The organism is Chitinophaga lutea, from assembly GCF_003813775.1.
Lineage (GTDB): Bacteria > Bacteroidota > Bacteroidia > Chitinophagales > Chitinophagaceae > Chitinophaga > Chitinophaga lutea.
Window position 1 is genome coordinate 142224 of sequence record NZ_RPDH01000003.1, and the last position, 19173, is coordinate 161396.

Genomic DNA, 19173 nt, shown 5'->3' on the forward strand with positions numbered 1-19173 from the left:
ATCCGGGGTTTAACGTTTTAAATCCATTCCGTCCAGATCAGTTTTTTGGGTTTGCCGAACGGCAGCGCGGTGACCTGGTATCCCCAGGGCAGTTCGCCCAGCAGCCATTCGTCGTAACTCAGGCTTTCCACCTGCAGTAGCCAGTTGCCTTCACTGTCTTTGGCCGACAGTTTGCCGGCCCGCTGCAGGAAACTGCTGCGCAGCCCGTCGATGCTGGTGTTTTTCAGCACCGGCCAGTTACCGATCACGGAGCGCAGTAAATCCTCGGCTTCCCCGATGTGCGCCGCTTCCAGCGAATTGATCTTTTCGATGGGGCGCTGCACGGGGATGCCGCATAATATTTTGTTGAAAACCATTTCATGTTCTCCCACGCCGGTACGGCCCGTGGCCAGGTATTCCAGCAGGGCCGCGGCATATCCTTCGCGCAGCAGGCCATTGCCGTCCGCCGCGCCGCAATTGCGGAGAAACGGGGCAATGAACGGCGCCAGCAAAATGAGGCCGGCGTTGTGAATGTAATAGGAATCGTATTCATCGTCCGGCAGCATCTCTTCCGCAGGTGTTGCGGCCGGTGTTTGTTGCAGCGTCGACAATACGCACTGCACCAGGGTTTCCTTTTCCTCCGCCGTTTGCATCGCTTCACCGGTGCTGATCCCGTGTAAGCGTTCCCGTATGCCGGCGGCGGACAATGTCCGTAATTCGGGCACGGCAGCATAGGCCAGCTGCGTCATTGCACCGGAAGCCATAGACAGGAGGGGGGCATCGCCCTGCACGACCGCCTTTAACTGCCAGCTGAAAAACTGCCGCTCCGCAGCGGCAAACGTGATGGGAGAGAGGGCCAGCAAAATGCGGCGTACGGCCAGCGTGCGGGCATAGGCCGTATCATGCAGCAACGGCAATATCTGTTGCTGCCACGGACGTGAAAACTGTAAAAGGAAACGTTGCCTTGCGGCGGGATGTTGGTAAAGAAGGGTGCGAAGTTCCTGCGCCGTGCCGGGAGATGCGGAAAGAAGGTTGAGTAAAGCAGCTTCCCAAACTTTGACTTGGTCAGGGGATGCCCACCAGAGGAGGACGCCTGTCCGCAAAAAATGAAAAAGTACCAACTCAACCCTACTTTCTGTTACACTTTGTGCATCTCTTTTATACACTATCAAATTACCGTCGTTCGCAGGGGCAGGGGCCGCGCTCCTTTTGGGCTGGGCCCTGCTGGAAAGGGCGGCCTCCAGCTGGGTGGCAACCGAGGCGGTGATCGCCTCCTCGAGGTTGCCGGCATCAAGGCCGTCCACATTTATACTAAGATAATCAATTATGATGTTTTCATTGTCATATAAATCCAAGACTTTTTCGATGGCCGCAGTCAACCTGCTTTCACACAATGAAGCCACGAGCCGCTGCAATTCCAGCGCCTGCGCTTCAGTGCCGTTCAGGATCACCTCCACGGTCTGCTTCTGTATCAGATGCATCGCCATCAGAAGTCCATGGTTTTCGTGATGTCATGATAATTCCAGCAACCGTTTTCGCTGAGCACGATCACGCGGACGTTCACCGGATTGCTCAATGTCTGCTCCAGCTCCAGCTGCGCGCCTATCCCGAAAGCAGGCACGGCGTCGTTGACGATCCAGTATATCGCTTTGTAACTTTCCGGGTTGGAAATCACCAGCAGGTTGCCGTCGGTACCAATGTCGAATTCATCGGCCATGCAGGGATCGTTCAGCGGTTTGTCGTCGCAATCGGTAATGAGGCAGCCGAATTTGGGGATGCGGGTCTGGAACTGCCGCTCCTTGTACCGCGCGGTGATGTACACGCCGGTGTTGGTATAACGGTATTCGTAGAAAACACCGTTCACCTGGAGCGATACGGAAAACTCCACCTTGTAACACTGCGGGGACGTAATTTGCAGCAAGCCCGTTCCCTCTCTGCCGGACCGTATGTCGTATTCGAATTGCACCCGCCCGGTGCCGCGCAGGCGTTTCATGATGTCTTCCGTGATCATGTTGCACAGCTCGGTGATCACCTCGTCGTAATTGGCGTTGCTGATCTGTTTGAACTGGAGGGCATTCTTCATCTCTTCCGTAAAATCTTCGTCGTAGATCACCGCGGAATCGCCGTCTTCGATGGTGACGTAGGCAAACGACACTTCAATAGCGCCTTCCTGGTAAGTATCGGCCGGTTTCGCCAGCCACATCGGGTATTTGCAGGCGTAGGTAATGCCGTTGCAGGGCCTGTCGCAGGCGGGCTCGCATGTTTTGGGGGCCACGGTCACGGACGAAGAAGCGTTCGTACTGTCGAGCACGGTGACCTGCCCGCCCTGGTTGGAGCCGAAGGTGCGGGTGAATTTGCTTTTCACTTCCACCCCGTTCTGATAATACGGCGCAATACCGCCGTTGATGCGGAACGTCACCACGTTGACGCTTTCCTTGCATTCTTCGTCTTCGATGATCAGTTCCAGCGGTTGCTGGGCTTCCTGTATGATGTACTGCACCGGCGTGCCGTCGTTGCTGATGATGTAGGGCAGGAAGAAGTCGGCGAACACGATGCCTTCCGTCACTTCCACGGTGGTGCCGGCCAGGATGTCGCGGACGAACCGGTTGTTCGGATTCCTGCCGATCGTGTTTTTCGGCATCATGGCCATGAACGCATCTTCCGCGATCTTCTTCGTTTTCGGGTCGTCGGGGTTGAGGGCTTCCACCAGCGTGGTGTACGTTTGCAGCGCCTTGGCGTCTACATTGTACAGCTTGGCCATCTGCTGGTTCACGGTGTATTTGTTGTAGGCATTGGCGCCGGCGTCGATCTCCACCACCGTCAGCAGGTTGGAATTGCCGCCCACCGGCGGAGGCGCTACCATATCGCCATGGTACACCAGTATAAAGGTGCCGCCCACGGGCACGCCGCCTTTATGTTGCAGGCCCACGTGTTTTTCGGCGTAGTTGCTGAGCAGGAAAGCTTCTTTCAGCGCATCGAGGCGTTTCTTGTAGGCGGCCACCAGTTCTTCCAGTTCGTCCGCCTCGCATTTGTAATTGGCGGCGGTAATGTTCCGGAGGGCCTGGATGATCTGCGGCGTTACCTGGGACAGGGAGGTGATGGGATTGAGCACGGTCGCGCCCTTGCATTGCACGTTTTCCCGCAGCAGGAGGTAATTCGTTTCCAGGTCGTCGAAATGCGCGGTAAAAGAGGCGATATCGACATTGTCCGCCTTGTTGCCGGTCTTGACGGCCACGATGTCGAACGGCAGCCGGTTGCTTTTGCGCACGCTGGTCAGGTACTTGAGCACGGCCTTGTAGTTTTTGCCCACATGACCCTCTATCCTGAAAAAGTTATACGGTTCCAGGTCGTACCGCAACGGCGTTTTCACGAAGTCGGCCACGGCCGGGTATTCCACGGCGCGGTACGACAGATTCTGGTTGGCCCTCCCGGCTTTGGTGAGTTTGTAGTTCCAGTGCTCGAACAGCCGCTTGCCGTTCCCCTGCACCGTTTGCGCATAGTAGTGCGGAATGGATTTCACGGACAGGCTGCCGCCCATCAGGGAAGGGGTTACCCGCAGGTCGGAATTGAGCACCCCGTTCCCGTTGAGGATCGTCGGCGCCACAATCTCAGGGAAAGAACCGAGCATCAGGTACAACCGGTTAAACAATTGCACGATCTCTTCGGCTCTTTGCCCTTCCTTCGCCAGCACGGGCGAAGGGATAAAATAATGGCGATACTGGCTGGGCTCCGGCGGGTTGATGGCTTCTTTGAGGAATACATGCCGCGGGAACCAGGCAGGGTCAGGACAACAGGCGGCCAGTATCGGCGCCGCCCGGTCTTTTATTTCGTTGTAAGCTTCAATGAGGTCGCTGATGAAATCATAATAGTACTGGTAATAGTATTGCCGCGCCAGCTGCAGTTTGTTGGTCCCGTCGAACGGGAAGGCCTTTATTTTCTGGATGGCCGTATTGAGGTCGTTCACCGGGATGCCGAGAAAACCGAAAGCAGCCACGGCATTCGTAAGGTTAGCCGCCACCACATCGCTGATGAAGGTTTTGGTGAGGATGTTGCGGTAGGCGTTCACCACATCGTCGGTCGTGCGCAGGTTGGTGGACAGTACGTCGAACCGCGGCATGCGCAGATCGGGCAGGTTATTTTTGGTGGTATAGTAAGGGATGTTGGTCTTCAGCAGGTCCGCCAGCTCCTTTTTGATCAGCAGCGTGCGGACGGTTACGGAAATGGTGGCGCCTTTGTCGTCGCATGAATTGGGCAGGCAGTTTTTATTCGCCGTTTTGCTCAGCTCCACGAACAGTATCACCACTTTACCGTTGAGGTAGTTATTCACGTTGTCGATCGGCTTCACCGTACCGTCGCCGATCGGTGCGGCCGGCAGCAGCTCCATGATGGGGTGCTGCGCCTCGTTCACGTCGAGCGGGGGATACTTCACATCTTTCGGCACTTTGTAAGGCCGCTGGAATTTATGCACGATGTCTGCATCCTGGATGGCGAGGTAGCCTTCGGAGGTGACGCAGCAGCCGCGTGTAACGGTGATGGACGTGCCGTTGGCCGCCGTGACCACGTTCAGCCCGCACACGATGCCGACGCCGATGAGGTGGCTGCGCGTGAGGCGGCCCTGCTCGTCCGTATAGGCAAAGAGGGTGTTCAGCTGGTCTTTCGTGAGCACCTGGTTCACTTCAAATTGCGGGTAGTTTTCAATTAACGGTATCATATCTGTTATGGGCTTCAATGATTGAATAATATACCTTAACCTAAAGCGGTGGCGCCAAGGCGTACGGGGTTCGTGTCGTTCCCATCCTCGCAGTCGTGCAGGGTGGCTGGCGGATAAATGCTCTTCAGTTCGTATAACAATTGTATCAGCACCGCATGCGTTTGCAGCAGCTGTATTTTATCGTTGTCGTAAAAGCTGATGAAAAGGGCGTTCACGGCGTCGGTATCGATGCCGGCGCAGGTGGGCGTGAGGGCATTGATCATGGCGTCGAACGATACCTTCTGCAAGCCGGCGGCGTAGTGGATCTTCACCCACTGGTGGATGGCGTGCGTGTATTGCTGCATGATGCCGGTCACGCATTTGCACAGCTCCTTCTCCGGTACGTTCTTGTTGGCCGGTTGCAACGTGAGCAGCCTGCGCAGCCGCTTTTCGAGATAGGCGTCTTTGGGCTGGAGTTTGGCGTTTTCCACCAGCCAGGCGCACCAGGCTTTTTTAAGGCGGCTGTAAATGAAACAGGCGGAATTGTTCAGCCAGTAGTTCACCACCCAGGTGCGGATACCGGCATGGGCGGACGCGGGAATGGTGCTGATGGCGGCCACCAGCGGCGCCACGGCTGCATCATAAACGGCCTCGGCTTCTGCCTGCACGAGCGGGGAATGCCCCTTCTCCTGCATCTTGTCGCGGTAGGCTTCGTTCATGGCGGCGATGATGGCCACGGTGCGCAGGCACATTTCATGTTCCAGTACGCCGGTTTTGGCGGGCACAGGGTTCTGCGCGTTCCACAACAGGTCGGTGAGGTCGCAGAGCAAAGTGCCGGGGCATGCCTCGTTGGCAACCCAGCAGATCTTGGGCAGCAGGTGCGACGGCGTTTCGAGCCGGATCGTGTTTTCGGCGTAACGCCGGTATTCGATCTTTTTGTTCTGCACATGCCAACCGGGCATCACAAACGTGAGCCGGAAAGAATACGGGTCGTTGTCGTAACAGGTGTGGCAGCCGTCGTCGAGGCAAATGGGCAGCAGCAGCTGGCCGGGTATGCGGGGCCGCAGCAGCAGGTGCTCGATGATCACCATGTCTTCCACATCCGGGATATTGAGCATGGCGCTCAGCCGCAGCTGCAGCCCGGCAATGTTGAGGATGTTGCAGGGCGATGCAATGGTATGGTCGATGGCCCGGGCGCGGTTGGGACTGGCCTTTGGATACGCTTTCAGGAAATTGGTCTTGACCTTCAGCAGGTCGGCCAGCGCGGTTTCCTTGTTGGCCTGTATCTCGCTGTACTGCAGCAGCGCATAGTCCGTGAAATTCTCGGCAAAGCGGGCCATCAGGTGGTCCATGAACTGGTTGCGGCGGGCAAGACCGCTCTGGCCGGGCTCTTTCAGGTCCTGCAGCTTCGCGGCGTTCAGCGTAGGGAAATAGAGGTCGGTGATGTTCTCCACGTCGGCATTGCCCAGCAGGCGGGTGAAATAACTCCGCGTTTTCGTTTCGTCGAGTATGAACAGCTCGCCGATGTGCTGGAGCTGGGCGAGGTAGTTCACCAGTATCTGCTCGAAGAACAGCAGGTAAGCTTTCATCTGCCGGGCCTGTGCCTTGCGCAGGTCGGAAACACCGTCGGGCAGGCCGCTTTCGCTGATGCCGTAAGTGGCCGGGAAGGAATATTGTACGGGGTAGTAGTCTTCAAAGTCGCGCACCTCGCCCACAGGCAGGTCGAGCGTGTTTTTGACGCCGGCCGTTTTCATGTGCTCGCGGTTGCCGCGCAGGAACTGCAGGGTGGCATTGAGCTCCTCGTTGCTGGCTTTCAGGAAGGGATAACCGTTCTTGAAAAAGAGGAACTTGGAACGCTGCAGGTACAGCCGGGGCTGGTGACCTTCGGTGATGGGCAATGCCCAGGGGCGGCTGTGGTAGATCACGTCGCCGCGACTGTCGTAACTCGTCATCAGGAAATTGGTGACGGAAATCACGCCGGGTATGTCCATGATCTCGTTGATCATATCGGAGGCATACACTTCGCTCCGCAGCGTGGCCTTGTCGAGGTCTTCGTTGCGGATGAACCCGTTCTGCAGCAACGGCCCGTTGAAAATAGCCGTCACCGGGTATTTTTCGTTGAGCAGCTGCGCGAGGGTATATACGGGAATGGTGGGGTTCAGGTATTGTTCGATGCGCACGATGATTTCAGCTTCCACTTTTTCGATGTCCGCATCGGGCTGCAGCTCGATGTCCATACAGACGCTTACGTCTTCCATCGGCACCAGGCTCACGTTGCAGAACGTTTCATCGAGGTTGCGGTGGGCATGGAGGTTCTTGCGCGTTTCACCGAGCAGCACGTGGATTTTTTCGATGTTCTTTTTATACGTGTGCACGATGCCGGCGGCGTCCTGGATGGCTTTGGTGATATCGTCGGCTTTCAGCACGGCGGCGCCGGATGAAGGGATATACACATTCAGGACGGCGGAGGTGAGGGCGATGATGACGCCGTTATCGAGCGTTACATCGAGGTCTATCTGTATGGCCTGGCGCACGGCCTTGGCCACGTTGGCGTTGGTGACGGGCAGCCCGTCTTTTCCGAGAATCGATTTGACCACCACCTGCGTCACTTTGCGGGCGGGGTCGGTGAGCAGCTGCAGTTCGTCCCAGCGCTGCGTCACGATGGTATAGTCGGGAAGGCGCAGTTCGAGCACGGCATCCTTCCGCTCGTCGTTATCGTAAATGAGCGTCTGGTACACCCGGCCGTCGTTGATGTCGCCGTACACGGGGTCGCTTTCGAATTCGATCAGCACGTCGTACAACCCTTTTACGCTGACTTTTTCGTTGGGCTGCAGGTTGCCGCTGGTTTTGGGCTGATAGGTCAGTTTGCCGGCCTTTTCGTCCGCGTAAAACTCTGTTTCGCAGTTGCAGTGGTCGCCGCAGGGCTCATCGGCGGCGGGCGTGTCGTCGCAATGGCATACCCGCGGTATCAACCAGGCATTCTGGATGCCGGCCTGGTCTATCAGCAGCTTGCGGTAGTCGCGGATAGTGAGGGGATTGATGGTGAGTATCTCGTGGGCCTCGAAAAACGCCTGGCTGTGCAGCTGGCTTTGCGACAGGTAGGCGGCGAAGATGTCTTTGCGGCTGAAGCCGGTCCGGTACGCCAGGTCGGTAAGGGCAAAACACATCAGTTCCAGCGTGGTGATGCCGGGGTCGTGGAAGTTGTAGTCGGTCCACAACTTGCTGCCCAACTGCTGGATGTACTGAATGCCTTGCTGCCGCAGGAAGTAAAAATCTTCCGGTGGTCGAAGCTTCGGGGTTTTGGGTATGGAGGGCGTCTGTTCCATTATGCTGATACTTCTTTTTTAGGGGCATCCGCAGCCTGCTGTGTTATCAGGCGCGGGTACGGGAATGTTCTGATTGATGACCGTGATCACATGCTGCGCTGCCTTGACCGGTACGATGATGGCCGTCTGCCGGTCGGGCGAGATCGTTTCTTTTTCCACCCCGGCATGATAGAGCCGTACATCGGTCACATAATCCACGTAATACTGTTCTTCGATAAAGTTCACGATCATGGCGTTGGTGATGCGGGATTCGAAACGCAGCTCCGCGCCTTCCTGGTAAGCCCAGGGAGCGAGGAACCGGGTGATCTCTTCCTGCAGCCGCGCCCGGAAAAGGGTTTTGTCGTATTGCGGATGGAAATGCACGCTGGCCTCCACACGCACCTGTTCGTATTCGGGGTTGCACACGTGCAGCTGCACAAAAGGCGAAATGAGCGTGCGCAGGTAGTCTTTTACTTTTTCGAGCTCGCTGACATAGGTGAACGGCCGCAGCGGGTCTATGCCGTTGCGCCGCTGGAGATTGGGCACGGTGATCACCGTCACGTGGCCGGGCGCGAGCTCATTATACTTGCCGGGCTCCAGGCGCGTATGCGGAATGCATTTGGCGCGGTACAGCCCGGGGAACTGCTGCAGGATGAGGTGCTCGTAATCCCAGATGTTGATCCCGCGGTCTTTGTGCCGCAACAGTTCGCTCACCCGGATGTGGAACTGCTGCTCCGTTTCACCGGGGAACCCGCCGAATGAAGAGAACGGCTGCTGCACGCTTTTCACTTCGGGCACGGGCTCGGCCAGTTTGGCGATGGTGGCCGCGGCAAGGGGATTGGGCAACGATAGCGAAGGGTCGCCGGGTGTTACGAAAGTGGCGGACACGGCCTGCGGCAAAATGGAGACTATCCTGCAAACCGCCTCATCGTCCTGCGACACGGTGGCCTTCAGCCAGATGGTGCCGCCGGGCAATACATGATGCGCCGTATCGGCTTCGCGCGGAATGCTGAACGCGATGATGCCGCTCTGTACGAGCTGGTTGGTGCCGTCGGCTACGTCCGTGGCGGCCAGCGGCACCCAGCTGTCGCCGGCGAGGTAATGCCAGCGCACATGGTCTTCCGGTTTGGCCACGAGCGGGTTGGCGGTGCTTTCATCGATCTGGAAAAGCATGTTCAGCTTGCGCGGCGGGGCGAATTGCCGGATGCCGATGTAGAATTCGGCAAGACTGTTCACTACCGCCGCGGCATTGTGCCTGAACTGCGGCATCAATGTTCCGCCCGCGCCGCTTTCTTTTTTCTCCCCGAAAGGATACAGATGGAAGAATTCCGCTTCCACACTGGTCGTAGCCTCGTACTGCAGGTACATTTCCTGCAGGGTGGGCGGTATGAACACGCCGGGCTCTTTACTGCTGGCGGGATTGCCCGTTTTGGCGATATCGGCGAAATAGGCGACGCGCTTGGCCAGCGTTTCCTGGTACTTCAGATCGTTCGTGAGGTTGTAGCGTACGTAGCCGCTTACGCTGGCAGGACTGAAAGGCTTGTTCACATCGCTGAATATCGCGGGGATATCCGTGTATTCATCCACATAAAAATGTTCCTTCAGTTTGCCGCTGGAAGAAGTGGCGTCCACCGTATCGAAAATATTGAGCGGGTGGCGTATCACCTTCCAGCCGTCGTTATGACGGAGGATGTGCAGCTCGGGCACGTCGCCCAGGTTATCGACCGTACCGGGCCGCCAAACGAACACGGGTTTAACGGTAGCGCCGGGTTTCTGGAATATCTCGTCGCACCCGATCAGCAGCATCGACCCTTTATGCGGAATGGCCCCGAACGCCAGGAACGGTTTGGAAGGGTCCATCACGCCGGCATCCGTCTGCACGTAAATGTTCTTCAGTTTATCGGACGCCACCGTCAGGTCGAAGCGGGTCATGATGGTATTTTTCAGCAACTGCCAGGCAAAGGCGCGCATGGGCTGGTGCACGAGCGTGATGCGCAGCACCGGCAATACGGTATCGAACGACGCCTGGTGTATGGTGGCATTGTACGGCGCCGTGCCGGGCTGTTTGGCCAGCATGGCGGCGGTGATCTCGAATCCCTGCACCCCGTCCGGATTGATGCGGAACTGGGTGATGGGAATGGGCTCCCAGCCTTTGGCGGTGGTAATATGCAGCTGGAAATCGCCTGGCTCCAGCCCCGTTACGTCGTTGCCGGTGCGGATGATGAGCCGGATGCTGCGGTTGCCTTCCCGCAGGAACAGGAAGCGCGACGCAAAGGCGAAACCCACGCGCGCAGCCGGCATATTGACCTGTTGAATGCTTTCATAGTCCACCCGCGTTTTGTTGGCAAAGGGATGCCAGGGCGTCAGCGGCGCCTCGAACGGCGCGCCCGCGCCATCGGCGGAATCCGCTTTGGGGGAGGCATAGATGCGGTTGGAGGAAACTGTCGCAACGGTATCCTCGTTGTTGGATACGAATACGGATTGCAGGTGACTCACCACCGCCGTGTTCACGGCGATATCTTCGTCGACGGTATACCAGGCGTCCGCGCCGTTGGCGAATTTCCCGGCCTTCAGGCGGGTGCCTTTCTGCACGAGGTGGTCGTTCACGAACTTCGCCAGCTCGAAGGTAATGTACACCTGGTTCGGTGCAGGCCCTTTCTTCGCCAGCTGCAATATGTCGGTATAATAAAGCTCGAGGTGCTCGCGGGTGAGGGTATTGAGGTGCTCGCGCGAATAGGAGAGCAGCTTCAGGAACGACAGGAACAGCGTGGTGTGCGGTTCATGTGTGCCCCATTCGCCCAGCGTACGCTGCAGTTCCTTTTTGGCTTCCTCGGTGATGCGCGACAGCGCCTTGATGAATACATCCACGGCATCCTTGAAAAAGTTGTGGTTGGTGGCGAAAAACAGCCTGCGTACGATCGGGCCGCTGCCGTAGATGTTGGTGTCGGCCACGATGGTGCTGGCCCAGGCGCTGCTGAAAGTATGCGTGATCACCTGGTTGAAACTCTCGGACGCCTCGCCGAAGATGTTCAGCTCGATATTGGCATCGTTATCCACCGCGGAGGAAGGCGAGGCATTGTACTGCCGCAGCTTTTCGAGCTGGTCTTTCAGCCGCGTGCCGATCAGCGACGTGATCACCGACTTCAGCACGAGGCCGTCCGGAAGGTGCAGCGAAAGCTGTTCTATCTGCCAGGCCAGCGAATAAAGGGCGCTGTATATTTTACCGAAATGTGTTTTGGCTTTGGCGGATTGTACAGTGGGGATTTTACCTTCCTGCAGAATCGTGAGGTGCTCCTTCAGTTCGTCTGTAAACGCCGTGGTATCCTGCGTGGCGATGAGCGCCAGCTGCACGGTAACGTCGTTCCGGAAAAATCCCTGCCAGTTGCCGTCGGGCTGGTTCAGGGTGGAGAAGTAGCGGATGAGGCCGGACAGCTGGTGCGTGAACACCAGGTCGTGTTCAGGCTGGTGATGGTCCACCGGCGCATAAGAAGGCGCCAGCGCCGGTTGCACCCGGGCCTTCTGGGATGTTCCGCTGCGTTGCAGGAACAAGGGGTTCAATACAAGTGGACAATCCTTTGACATGTTGCGTGTTTACAATGTATCGTTGATGTTAACCGGGGCGTACAGGAAACTGCTGATCTCGGACCCCTCGCTGATGTAGAAGGGGTACACGAAATTGAAGCGGGAATTGGACGTTTTCACGGTGAAGTCGAGCTTGATGTACAGCACGCCTTCCCATTCCCGCGAGCCGTCGATGCTCAGTGAATCTATCTTGATGCGGGGCTCGTAAAAAAGGATGGCGGTTTCCACTTTCTCCAGCATCAGTGTTTGCAGCCCCGTATCCATCGGCTCGAATACGAACTCCTGCATGTTGCAGCCATAGCGGGGCTGCATGATGCGCTCGCCGGGCAGCGTGGTGAGCAGGATGTGCAGGCTGCTGTAAATGTCCTGCACGTCTTCCAGCATCTCTACCGTGCCGCTTTTGTTGAAGGTGGGGGGAAAGCTCCAGCCCCTGCCGAGAAAATTGGTGTCTGTCATCGTCCGTCAGTTTATTTGTACAAGCCCGCCTTTTACGGCGGTAATGCCGTTGCCGGCCGTCAGTTCGCAACCGCCGCCGCCGTCCGCCTTGAAGCCCATGGTGGCTTTGATGTCGGCCGACTTGCCTTCCGCCTTCAGGTCGGCGGTCGCTTTTATTTTAATGTCTTTGGGGCTTTCGATGCTGATGCCGTCGCTGTTCATCGTGATCTTGTTGCCGTGCTGGTCTTCCAGCTTGATGGATTTATCGTCGTCGGAAATGGCGAATTTGTTGGCGCCGGGCGTTTCGAGCCGGAAGCTTTTTTTCGCGTCGTCGAACAGCATCTTGATCTCGCTGCGGGTCACGAAACCTTTTTCATCGTTATCGTCTTTGCCGGGGAGCGGCGCCGGGAGGGCGCTGCTGTTGAGGCCGCCCAGTATCACGGGTGCATTGGGGTTGCCGTCGATGAAGCCTACCAGCACTTCGTCCTTTATTTCGGGCCTGAAAAACGAACCGCGTTTGTTGCCCGCGTCGAGCGTGCTTACGCGCGCCCACATCCCGGTTTCTTTACCGTCGATGAAGGGCAGCACTACCTGCACGCGGTCTTCGCCTTCGGGGTCGCTTTCCAGCTGCGTCACGATGCCGACGTGCAGCGAGGTGATGCCCTGGCTGAGCCGCAGCCCGGCAGGCATCGGCGCCAGCGGTACGTTGGGCTGAAAGCCGATCTGTGCGTCGGTGGTCCAGTTGCCGTTGGCGATCTGGTGGCGCACGCCCTGGATGAACACGTTGCCTTCAAAACGTTTGCCGGTGCCCTTCATCGTCACGATGGTGCCGGGCTTTATTTTCGGGGTGCCCTGGAAATTGGCGCGGCCTACGATTTTGGCGAGCCGGGCCACGAGCAGCAGCGCATCGGCGGCCGCCTGCAATTCCTGCACATTGGTTTTACTGTTCAGCCGCAGCAGGGGAGCGGGGGAACCGGCGCTCTTCGCGAGGTCTTTGGCGGAAATGTTGCCGTTCAGCGTGCCGGAAGGTTCTGCGGCTTCCACTTCGCTGAGCTCCTGCCCGGAGTGGTCCCAGAGGTAGGCCTTCAGCGTATCGGGCTGCGTGCGCGCATCCATCTCGAGGTCGGCCTCCAGCAGGGAAGAACCGTATTGCACGGTTTCCACCGGCGAGGCGCCGAGGTCGGGTTTTTTAATGATGCCCTTGCCGTCTTCGATGACGCAGAACAGCCCAGCGGCCTGCGCGCGCTGCAGCATGAAGTCCCAGTCGCTCAGGTTGTATTGCGCCACCACTTTATGTTTCACACTGGTCGCGCCTACTTCCTTCTGCAGCTGGTATTTGCCGAGAATATCCTCGATGATCTCGCTGTCTTTCTGCTCCTTGTAATATTTGCTGACGGGCGTAAGCGATGCGGGGAATATCTTATCCCGGCATTCCACGGTAAACAGGGAAGTGTTTTTGCGGATCTTGATGCTGTTGCGCACCACCACGCCCTTGAAAATCGTTTCGTCCTGCCCGCGGTAACCGGCCTTGATCTCTATTTCCTTGCCGGGAATAAAGTCGTCGCTGTCGGAAGCGGGAAAGGTCTGTCTGGATGCCTCACCGTCCTGGATAATAATTACGGCCCCGGGGATGCGGTTGATCTCGCGGGTAACGGTGACGGACGCTATCTGGTAGGTGCGCGGCACGGCCTGTCCGCCGGACAGGAGGGTGACCGTTGCTACGGACGGCGTTGCGGAGGTTTGTATGTCGCGGTTCTCAGGCATCTTTCAGGGGTAAAAACTGGAGAATGGCGCCGGGCTGCAGCTTCCTGAAATTGGTCAGGTTGTTGGCCCGTGCGATGTCGAAATAATAACGGGGATCCTCATACTGCTCGAAACACTTCAGCGAAATATGATCGCCGGGTTTCACCACGCGTTTGTGGGTGAGGTCTGGCGAAAGGGGATCTTCCTTGGCCACGCGTTTCTTGTCGTCCACACTGCTTTTGAACGCCACTTTGGCGAGCGCCCGCGTGGGGTGCCCGTCGGGCTTGAAGAGTTTGAACGTGATGTTGAGCGAGGTCATGCGCCCGGCAAAATGCATGGGCCCCCAGATCACGCGGAAGTGGCGCGGCTCGTGGGCTTCGCCTTCGTAATCGGTGAGCAGCTTCTTGAACTTCTTGATGTCGTCCCAGATATCGTCTTTCGCCTTGCCGTCCGCAATGCCGGTGGAGTCGAACAGCAGGTCGAGCACCAGCTCGTCCGGCGCGATGGCCTTGAATTTCTGCTGCTTGCCGCTGGTGCCCTGGCCCTGGCCTTCGGCGTATTCGATCTTGTAGTTGAGCTGGTAACTTTCGGGGTTGATGAACGCGTCGAACTCGCCTGCTTTGGACGCATCGTCCATCTCGGGCTTTTTGTACGCGATGATCTTGACTTTCTCCAGCTTGCCTTTATCTAAGCTCATGGGGTTACATTTTAGCCGGGGTTATTTTTCGGTTTTCTCGCGCAGGATGCTCATCACCTGCTCCACACATTCGGAAATGATAAGGTCTTTGTCGGTATCGCTGCCGCCGCCCGCCGCGGTTTGCTGCTGGGCGTCGGCGGAGGTGCTGCTGGGCGGGCTTTCGGCCGCGTTCACCACCACCTTGATATGCAGTTCCCTGATCTGGATGGGCATTGCGTTGCGTTTAACTGATGGTAAAATACTGGTACCGCAGGTCGAGGCTTTCCACCACCACGGAACTGTTTTCGGCGTTCAGCTCGGTAATCGTCCACTTCTTGGGCCAGGCGCCCACGATGTTCCAGGTCCGGATGGGCTCGTGCTCCTCGTTCAGCAGCGTGATGATCACGTCGGAGAGTTTGAACTCCCTGTCCTGGAAGGCCTTCATGCACCACTCGAATATTTTCGAATCGAGGTGGAGCATGCCGCGCTTCAGCGTCAGGTCGGGGTACTTGGTGCGCACGGGCAGGGTGTGCTCAAACCTGTTCTCGCCGCCTTCTTTCACCGTTTCGGTCTCATATTCCACGGCCAGCCCCGTCACGGCCTGAAAGCGGGTGTCGTTATCGTTTTTGTCGAGGCCGGTGAACTCCACTTTGAAGTGAAAGCCTACCGGCGGGTAATAACCGGCCATAAGGAACAGTTTTATTTCACGAGGCTGATGCCTTCATGGGCGATTTCGATGGTTTCAACGGCCACCTCGTTGGCGTCCGCCTTGAGGTCGCTGGCCTGCACTTTCACGGGGAATGCGTTGAGCACGGACCAGGTGAAGATGGGCTGATGGGCCTCGTTGAGCAGCTTGATGGTGATGGTGCGCCGCTGGATCTTGCCGAGGTTGTTCACTTCCTTGAACCAGTCGAAATACTCGGTCTTGTTGGGGAAAGTGCCCCGCTTCATCGTGATGTTGCTGCTTTTCTGCAGGCCGGGCATTTTGACTTTGTTATAGTCCTTGCTCTGGCCTTCGCGGTACTCGATCACGTCTACCTGCCGGTCAAGACCGGTTACCTCCGTGAAGCCGATGGTGGCGTCGCCCCATTTGACTTCGAAATGAAACTTTGGAATTGGATATTCAGCCATGGTATGAGTGTTTTAAGTTGAATGATGGATTATGCTTCCGGCATTTTGTGCGAGAACCGGAGGATGATGAATTCTGCGGGGCGAACAACTGCCATGCCTATTTCCACGATCATGCGGCCTTCGAGGATGTCGAGGGCGGTCATGGTTTTACCGAGGCCCACGGCCACGTAAAAGGCTTTGTCGGTGGTAGCGCCCTGCAATGCGCCCTGGCGCCACAGCGTGGTGAGGAAGTTTTCGATCATGGCCTGCACGCGCACCCAGGTATTGGCGTCGTTGCTCTCGAACACGAACTGTTCGGTGGCCTTTTTGGTGCTTTCTTCCACCATGTTGAAGAACCGCCGCACGCTCACATACCGCCATTCGTTGTCGTTACCGGCCAGCGTGCGCCCGCCGTATACCAGCGTGCCTTTGCCGGTGAAGGGGCGGATGGCGTTGATGGATTTGCCGGATACCACGTCCACGTTCAGCTGGTCGAGCTGGCTGTTGGTGTAGATGAAGTCTGGTTTGTCGACTGCCGCCAGGCTCACGTTGGCCGGGGCTTTCCATACGCCGCGGTTGTTGTCGGTGAAGGCGAAGATGCCCGCAATGGCGCCGCTCGGCGGTATGGCGGTGGAAGTATTGTTGATGCCGGAGATGATGTTTTTATATACGGGGAACCCTGCGATCAGCGCGTCGTTTTTGGTGCGCGCCAGCTGTACGGCGGCATTCTGCACGCCGCTCTGGTAGGCAGACAGCAGGAAGCCGAAGCTGGTTTCGAGATAGGGGATCAGGCTCTGTATCTTTTCGGTGTCGGTAGCGCCCACCAATATGGCGGAGGGGCCGGGACTGGCGGTGAATACGGTGCCCCATTCCGGTGCGTTCACGGAAGCGCCGGCGGGTTTTTGCGCCGTGTAGTTGGTAACACCGGTACCGGCGGCGGTCACCTCTTCCTCGTATTTGATGATATCGGTGAACCGGGCGGCCAGGTTGCTCATGGTGGTTTGCGCACTGGTTTTCAGGTCGGTGTTGGTAAAGGCGCTGTACCCGTTGAGCGTTTGCGCCACCGCGAAAAGATATTTGAACAGGGCCTCGAGGTTCGTATCGTTGGGCGTGGTGAGCACGTCTGCCACCTTTTTGTTGAATGCCGCCAGCAGGTTGGTGTTGCCGGTGAGGGTATTGGTGTCGGTCACGATTTTGGCGGCGTCCGTATTCAGGTTGTCGAGGTCCGTGATCACGGCCTTGATGGTATTGTCGGTGGTGAGCGTTTTCAGATCGGGCACCGGGTTGCCAACCTTGTTCACCTTGCCTTTGACGTCGTTATAGGTCACGTTTTTATTGAGCGTCACCTGTATCCACGGGGCGTAGGCCATGCCGTATTTGAGGCTGTTGATGCCGATGTTGTTGCGGAAGTCCACGCCCTGGTAATCTTTCTGTTTCAGGTCGAACAGGCCCACACGGTCTTTGAGCAGCTCGCATTGCAGCAGCGCCGCTTTCTGCACGTCGTACAGCCCGTTCACCGCCAGCAGGGGAGCGTCGGGGAAAAGGATGATGGTCGGCTCGTCGTATTTCTCCAGCGCCTTGAGGCCGTCGGTGAAGTGCGTTTTGTCGGGCGTATCGGTATGCAGGCCGATCGACACGATGTAACAATCCCCGCCGCCGTTCGCGTAAAAAAGCCGGAGCGCATCGTAGAGGAACTTCTGGTTGGTGATCTTGGCGCTCACGAAATTATTGCTGAGGTCGAGCTGGATGTCGGCCACCGTGGGTTTGGGCGCACCGCCGAAAAACTGTTCGTAGTCGGCGATGGAGCCGATGCGGAGCGGTTCCATGTGAAGGTCCTGCGGCGCCAGCCGGTCCGCTTTTTCCGTGTAACCGATGAAGGCCGGAATGGCCGTTTCCACAGCGGCGATGGAGGGCGGGAACTTTGGTACTTCATCAATATACACGCCCGGCGTTTTGATGGAGGTGAGATTTAACATGTGTGGGGTTTTAATTCGTTATGGAATGCAGTGTTATTTTTCAAATAGTAACTGGAATTTACTGTCCGGCGCGCCTTTCGTATACTTGATCTTCCCGGCGGCGTCGAGCAGGTCGTACGGACTGGTGCTCTTCAGGATGTCTATTTCGATATAACCGAATACCCTGACCGCTTCGGTGGGGTCTGCGGTTACTTTGTTCTCTTTGGAAATATCCGGGAAAGTGCTGCCGGCGAGCCTCGCCACGGAGTTGCCGAACACATACCGCCCTTCTTTGCCGGTCACCAGGAAATGCGCGGCCAGTTTGGTGTGCCGGGCTACGGCGGGGCCGAGGGAGAAACCGATCTTCAGCCGCGTGCCGTTCAGCTCCGCAAAGGGCTCCTTATTCGCTTTCACCCGCGCGGCGATACTGAAGCCCGTAGCAGAGGGCCTGATCACGAGGTGTTTGCGCTGCAGTTTCACGTTGGTTTCTTCGTCCGGGTAAAACACCAGCCACTCCGGCACCGGTAACGCGGCGGTGCTGCCGGTGAGGTGCTGGTGGCGGAAGCGCACTTCGCATAAATGCTGATATGCCGTAACGATGCTTTCCATCAGGGTTTTGGTTGTATAACGCTGAATTTGTTTTCGATGGTTTCGATGATGCCGTCGCCGGTGGTGACCTTGTTGCTCTTCAGTTCCGATACGCGCATGATGTACATGATGCTGGGATAGATTTTCCCGCCGAGGATGGCCCAGATGTGGTTGAGGTCTTCAAACGTGGGGGAATAGAGGTTCACCACCGTTTTATAGTCCACGCCGTCGTAGGTGGCATCAAACACGTTCTGCCCCTGCATGAAACGCACCACTTTCGCGATGTCTGCAATGGCGCCGGCATAGGCGGTGCGGCGGGAACTGAACATCAGGTACGCATTGAGGTACACGAAGGGATTGAAGTACTCCGTCTTCAGCGTGTTGCTGTTCACCCGCGAATACGCAGAGTTCTTCATGGCGCTTTCCTCCTTCAGGTTGACGAGGGAAAGCAGCACGGGCGCTGCGTTGGCGGGCGGGTTGGCAATGTTGCCGATGTCGAACTCTCCGCCCGCGAACTCGGGGCTGATCGCACTTTTGATGCTGTTTAAGGCTTCTGCTAACATATGCTGTCAACTTATCAGCACGGTCATCACACCCAGTATAATGCTACCGCCATGCGCCGAGCTGTCGCTCAGTCGCGCCGCGGGTTTGCCGCCGATCATCACGGTAGCGGATCCGGTAATGATGGCGTCCGGCGCCAACGGGCAAACGCAGGTATCACCCAGTACTGCGGCGGGTTTACCGCCGATGAGTACAGTAGGGCATCCTGGTCCGGTGATGGGGCCGCCGCCATGGGGACATACGTGCATGTCACCAATGGTTGCTGCTGGCAATGACATAACCAGATGTTTAACAGTGCTGTGTGATAGTGCTCAATAAACTATTGTGATTTTACTCCTGACAATGCGCGTTCCGGGGATAATTCTGCGTCGCTTTTGAGGTTTACACTTCTTTTGAGGTCTTGCTGCTAATCGTCAGGAAAAGATCCGGATAGTTTGAGGTTAAAAACTTATTTCACGATTAAGTTAGAGAAAAAAAACATTGGGTCCAAATTATTTTTTTGCCGGAAGGGGCTGCCTGTTGCAAAAATAATAATTAAGTATTATTTTC

Annotated in this window: 14 protein-coding genes; all 14 read right to left on the minus strand. The window is 57.1% G+C overall.

Annotated features, from left to right (window positions below):
- Nucleotides 1-17: 17 nt before the first annotated feature.
- From EGT74_RS23660 to EGT74_RS23725, 14 genes are read right to left on the minus strand one after another with little or no spacing between them, the layout of a single operon-like run.
- Entirely contained in the window at nt 18-1466 is a 1449-nt protein-coding gene (locus EGT74_RS23660) for a contractile injection system tape measure protein (protein WP_123849096.1), read from the minus strand.
- Nucleotides 1466-4690: a hypothetical protein gene (locus EGT74_RS23665; protein ID WP_123849097.1), complete on the minus strand. Its 3225-nt coding sequence runs from the start codon at nt 4688-4690 to the stop codon at nt 1466-1468. Before EGT74_RS23665 ends, EGT74_RS23660 begins: the two co-directional genes overlap by 1 nt.
- A gap of 35 nt (nt 4691-4725) precedes the next feature.
- Complete coding sequence (locus tag EGT74_RS23670) at nt 4726-7995, minus strand: hypothetical protein (RefSeq protein ID WP_123849098.1); 3270 nt, start codon at nt 7993-7995, stop codon at nt 4726-4728.
- A gap of 18 nt (nt 7996-8013) precedes the next feature.
- Nucleotides 8014-11556 carry a baseplate J/gp47 family protein gene (locus EGT74_RS23675; protein ID WP_123849099.1) on the minus strand — a complete coding sequence of 1181 codons (3543 nt, stop codon included), beginning with the start codon at nt 11554-11556 and terminating at the stop codon, nt 8014-8016.
- 9 nt (nt 11557-11565) lie between these two features.
- Nucleotides 11566-12012: a GPW/gp25 family protein gene (locus EGT74_RS23680; protein ID WP_123849100.1), complete on the minus strand. Its 447-nt coding sequence runs from the start codon at nt 12010-12012 to the stop codon at nt 11566-11568.
- Between the two features lie 6 nt (nt 12013-12018).
- Complete coding sequence (gene vgrG / locus EGT74_RS23685) at nt 12019-13755, minus strand: type VI secretion system tip protein VgrG (RefSeq protein ID WP_123849101.1); 1737 nt, start codon at nt 13753-13755, stop codon at nt 12019-12021.
- Nucleotides 13748-14431: a CIS tube protein gene (locus EGT74_RS23690; protein ID WP_123849102.1), complete on the minus strand. Its 684-nt coding sequence runs from the start codon at nt 14429-14431 to the stop codon at nt 13748-13750. Before EGT74_RS23690 ends, vgrG begins: the two co-directional genes overlap by 8 nt.
- 21 nt (nt 14432-14452) lie before the next feature.
- The gene (locus EGT74_RS23695; RefSeq protein ID WP_123849103.1) at nt 14453-14644 is read right to left on the minus strand and encodes a DUF5908 family protein; all 192 of its coding nucleotides are present in this window, start codon (nt 14642-14644) and stop codon (nt 14453-14455) included.
- Nucleotides 14645-14654: 10 nt separating this feature from the next.
- The gene (locus tag EGT74_RS23700; protein WP_123849104.1) at nt 14655-15098 is read right to left on the minus strand and encodes a phage tail protein; all 444 of its coding nucleotides are present in this window, start codon (nt 15096-15098) and stop codon (nt 14655-14657) included.
- 11 nt (nt 15099-15109) lie between these two features.
- The gene (locus EGT74_RS23705; RefSeq protein ID WP_123849105.1) at nt 15110-15541 is read right to left on the minus strand and encodes a phage tail protein; all 432 of its coding nucleotides are present in this window, start codon (nt 15539-15541) and stop codon (nt 15110-15112) included.
- A gap of 29 nt (nt 15542-15570) precedes the next feature.
- Nucleotides 15571-17496, minus strand: coding sequence for a phage tail sheath C-terminal domain-containing protein (locus tag EGT74_RS23710; protein WP_123849106.1), 1926 nt, complete (start codon nt 17494-17496; stop codon nt 15571-15573).
- 33 nt (nt 17497-17529) lie between these two features.
- Nucleotides 17530-18084 carry a hypothetical protein gene (locus tag EGT74_RS23715; protein ID WP_123849107.1) on the minus strand — a complete coding sequence of 185 codons (555 nt, stop codon included), beginning with the start codon at nt 18082-18084 and terminating at the stop codon, nt 17530-17532.
- Complete coding sequence (locus EGT74_RS23720) at nt 18084-18626, minus strand: DUF4255 domain-containing protein (protein ID WP_123849108.1); 543 nt, start codon at nt 18624-18626, stop codon at nt 18084-18086. Before EGT74_RS23720 ends, EGT74_RS23715 begins: the two co-directional genes overlap by 1 nt.
- 6 nt (nt 18627-18632) lie before the next feature.
- A complete protein-coding gene (locus tag EGT74_RS23725) occupies nt 18633-18902 on the minus strand; it encodes a PAAR domain-containing protein (RefSeq protein WP_123849109.1) in 270 nt (89 codons plus the stop codon).
- Between the last annotated feature and the right edge of the window lie 271 nt (nt 18903-19173).

Bases quoted from the DNA above. Each gene is read 5' to 3' on its own strand.
- EGT74_RS23660 (WP_123849096.1), bottom strand. From the start codon at position 1,466: ATGGCGATGCATCTGATACAGAAGCAGACCGTGGAGGTGATCCTGAAC.
- EGT74_RS23665 (WP_123849097.1), bottom strand. From the start codon at position 4,690: ATGATACCGTTAATTGAAAACTACCCGCAATTTGAAGTGAACCAGGTG.
- EGT74_RS23670 (WP_123849098.1), bottom strand. From the start codon at position 7,995: ATGGAACAGACGCCCTCCATACCCAAAACCCCGAAGCTTCGACCACCG.
- EGT74_RS23675 (WP_123849099.1), bottom strand. From the start codon at position 11,556: ATGTCAAAGGATTGTCCACTTGTATTGAACCCCTTGTTCCTGCAACGC.
- EGT74_RS23680 (WP_123849100.1), bottom strand. From the start codon at position 12,012: ATGACAGACACCAATTTTCTCGGCAGGGGCTGGAGCTTTCCCCCCACC.
- vgrG (WP_123849101.1), bottom strand. From the start codon at position 13,755: ATGCCTGAGAACCGCGACATACAAACCTCCGCAACGCCGTCCGTAGCA.
- EGT74_RS23690 (WP_123849102.1), bottom strand. From the start codon at position 14,431: ATGAGCTTAGATAAAGGCAAGCTGGAGAAAGTCAAGATCATCGCGTAC.
- EGT74_RS23695 (WP_123849103.1), bottom strand. From the start codon at position 14,644: ATGCCCATCCAGATCAGGGAACTGCATATCAAGGTGGTGGTGAACGCG.
- EGT74_RS23700 (WP_123849104.1), bottom strand. From the start codon at position 15,098: ATGGCCGGTTATTACCCGCCGGTAGGCTTTCACTTCAAAGTGGAGTTC.
- EGT74_RS23705 (WP_123849105.1), bottom strand. From the start codon at position 15,541: ATGGCTGAATATCCAATTCCAAAGTTTCATTTCGAAGTCAAATGGGGC.
- EGT74_RS23710 (WP_123849106.1), bottom strand. From the start codon at position 17,496: ATGTTAAATCTCACCTCCATCAAAACGCCGGGCGTGTATATTGATGAA.
- EGT74_RS23715 (WP_123849107.1), bottom strand. From the start codon at position 18,084: ATGGAAAGCATCGTTACGGCATATCAGCATTTATGCGAAGTGCGCTTC.
- EGT74_RS23720 (WP_123849108.1), bottom strand. From the start codon at position 18,626: ATGTTAGCAGAAGCCTTAAACAGCATCAAAAGTGCGATCAGCCCCGAG.
- EGT74_RS23725 (WP_123849109.1), bottom strand. From the start codon at position 18,902: ATGTCATTGCCAGCAGCAACCATTGGTGACATGCACGTATGTCCCCAT.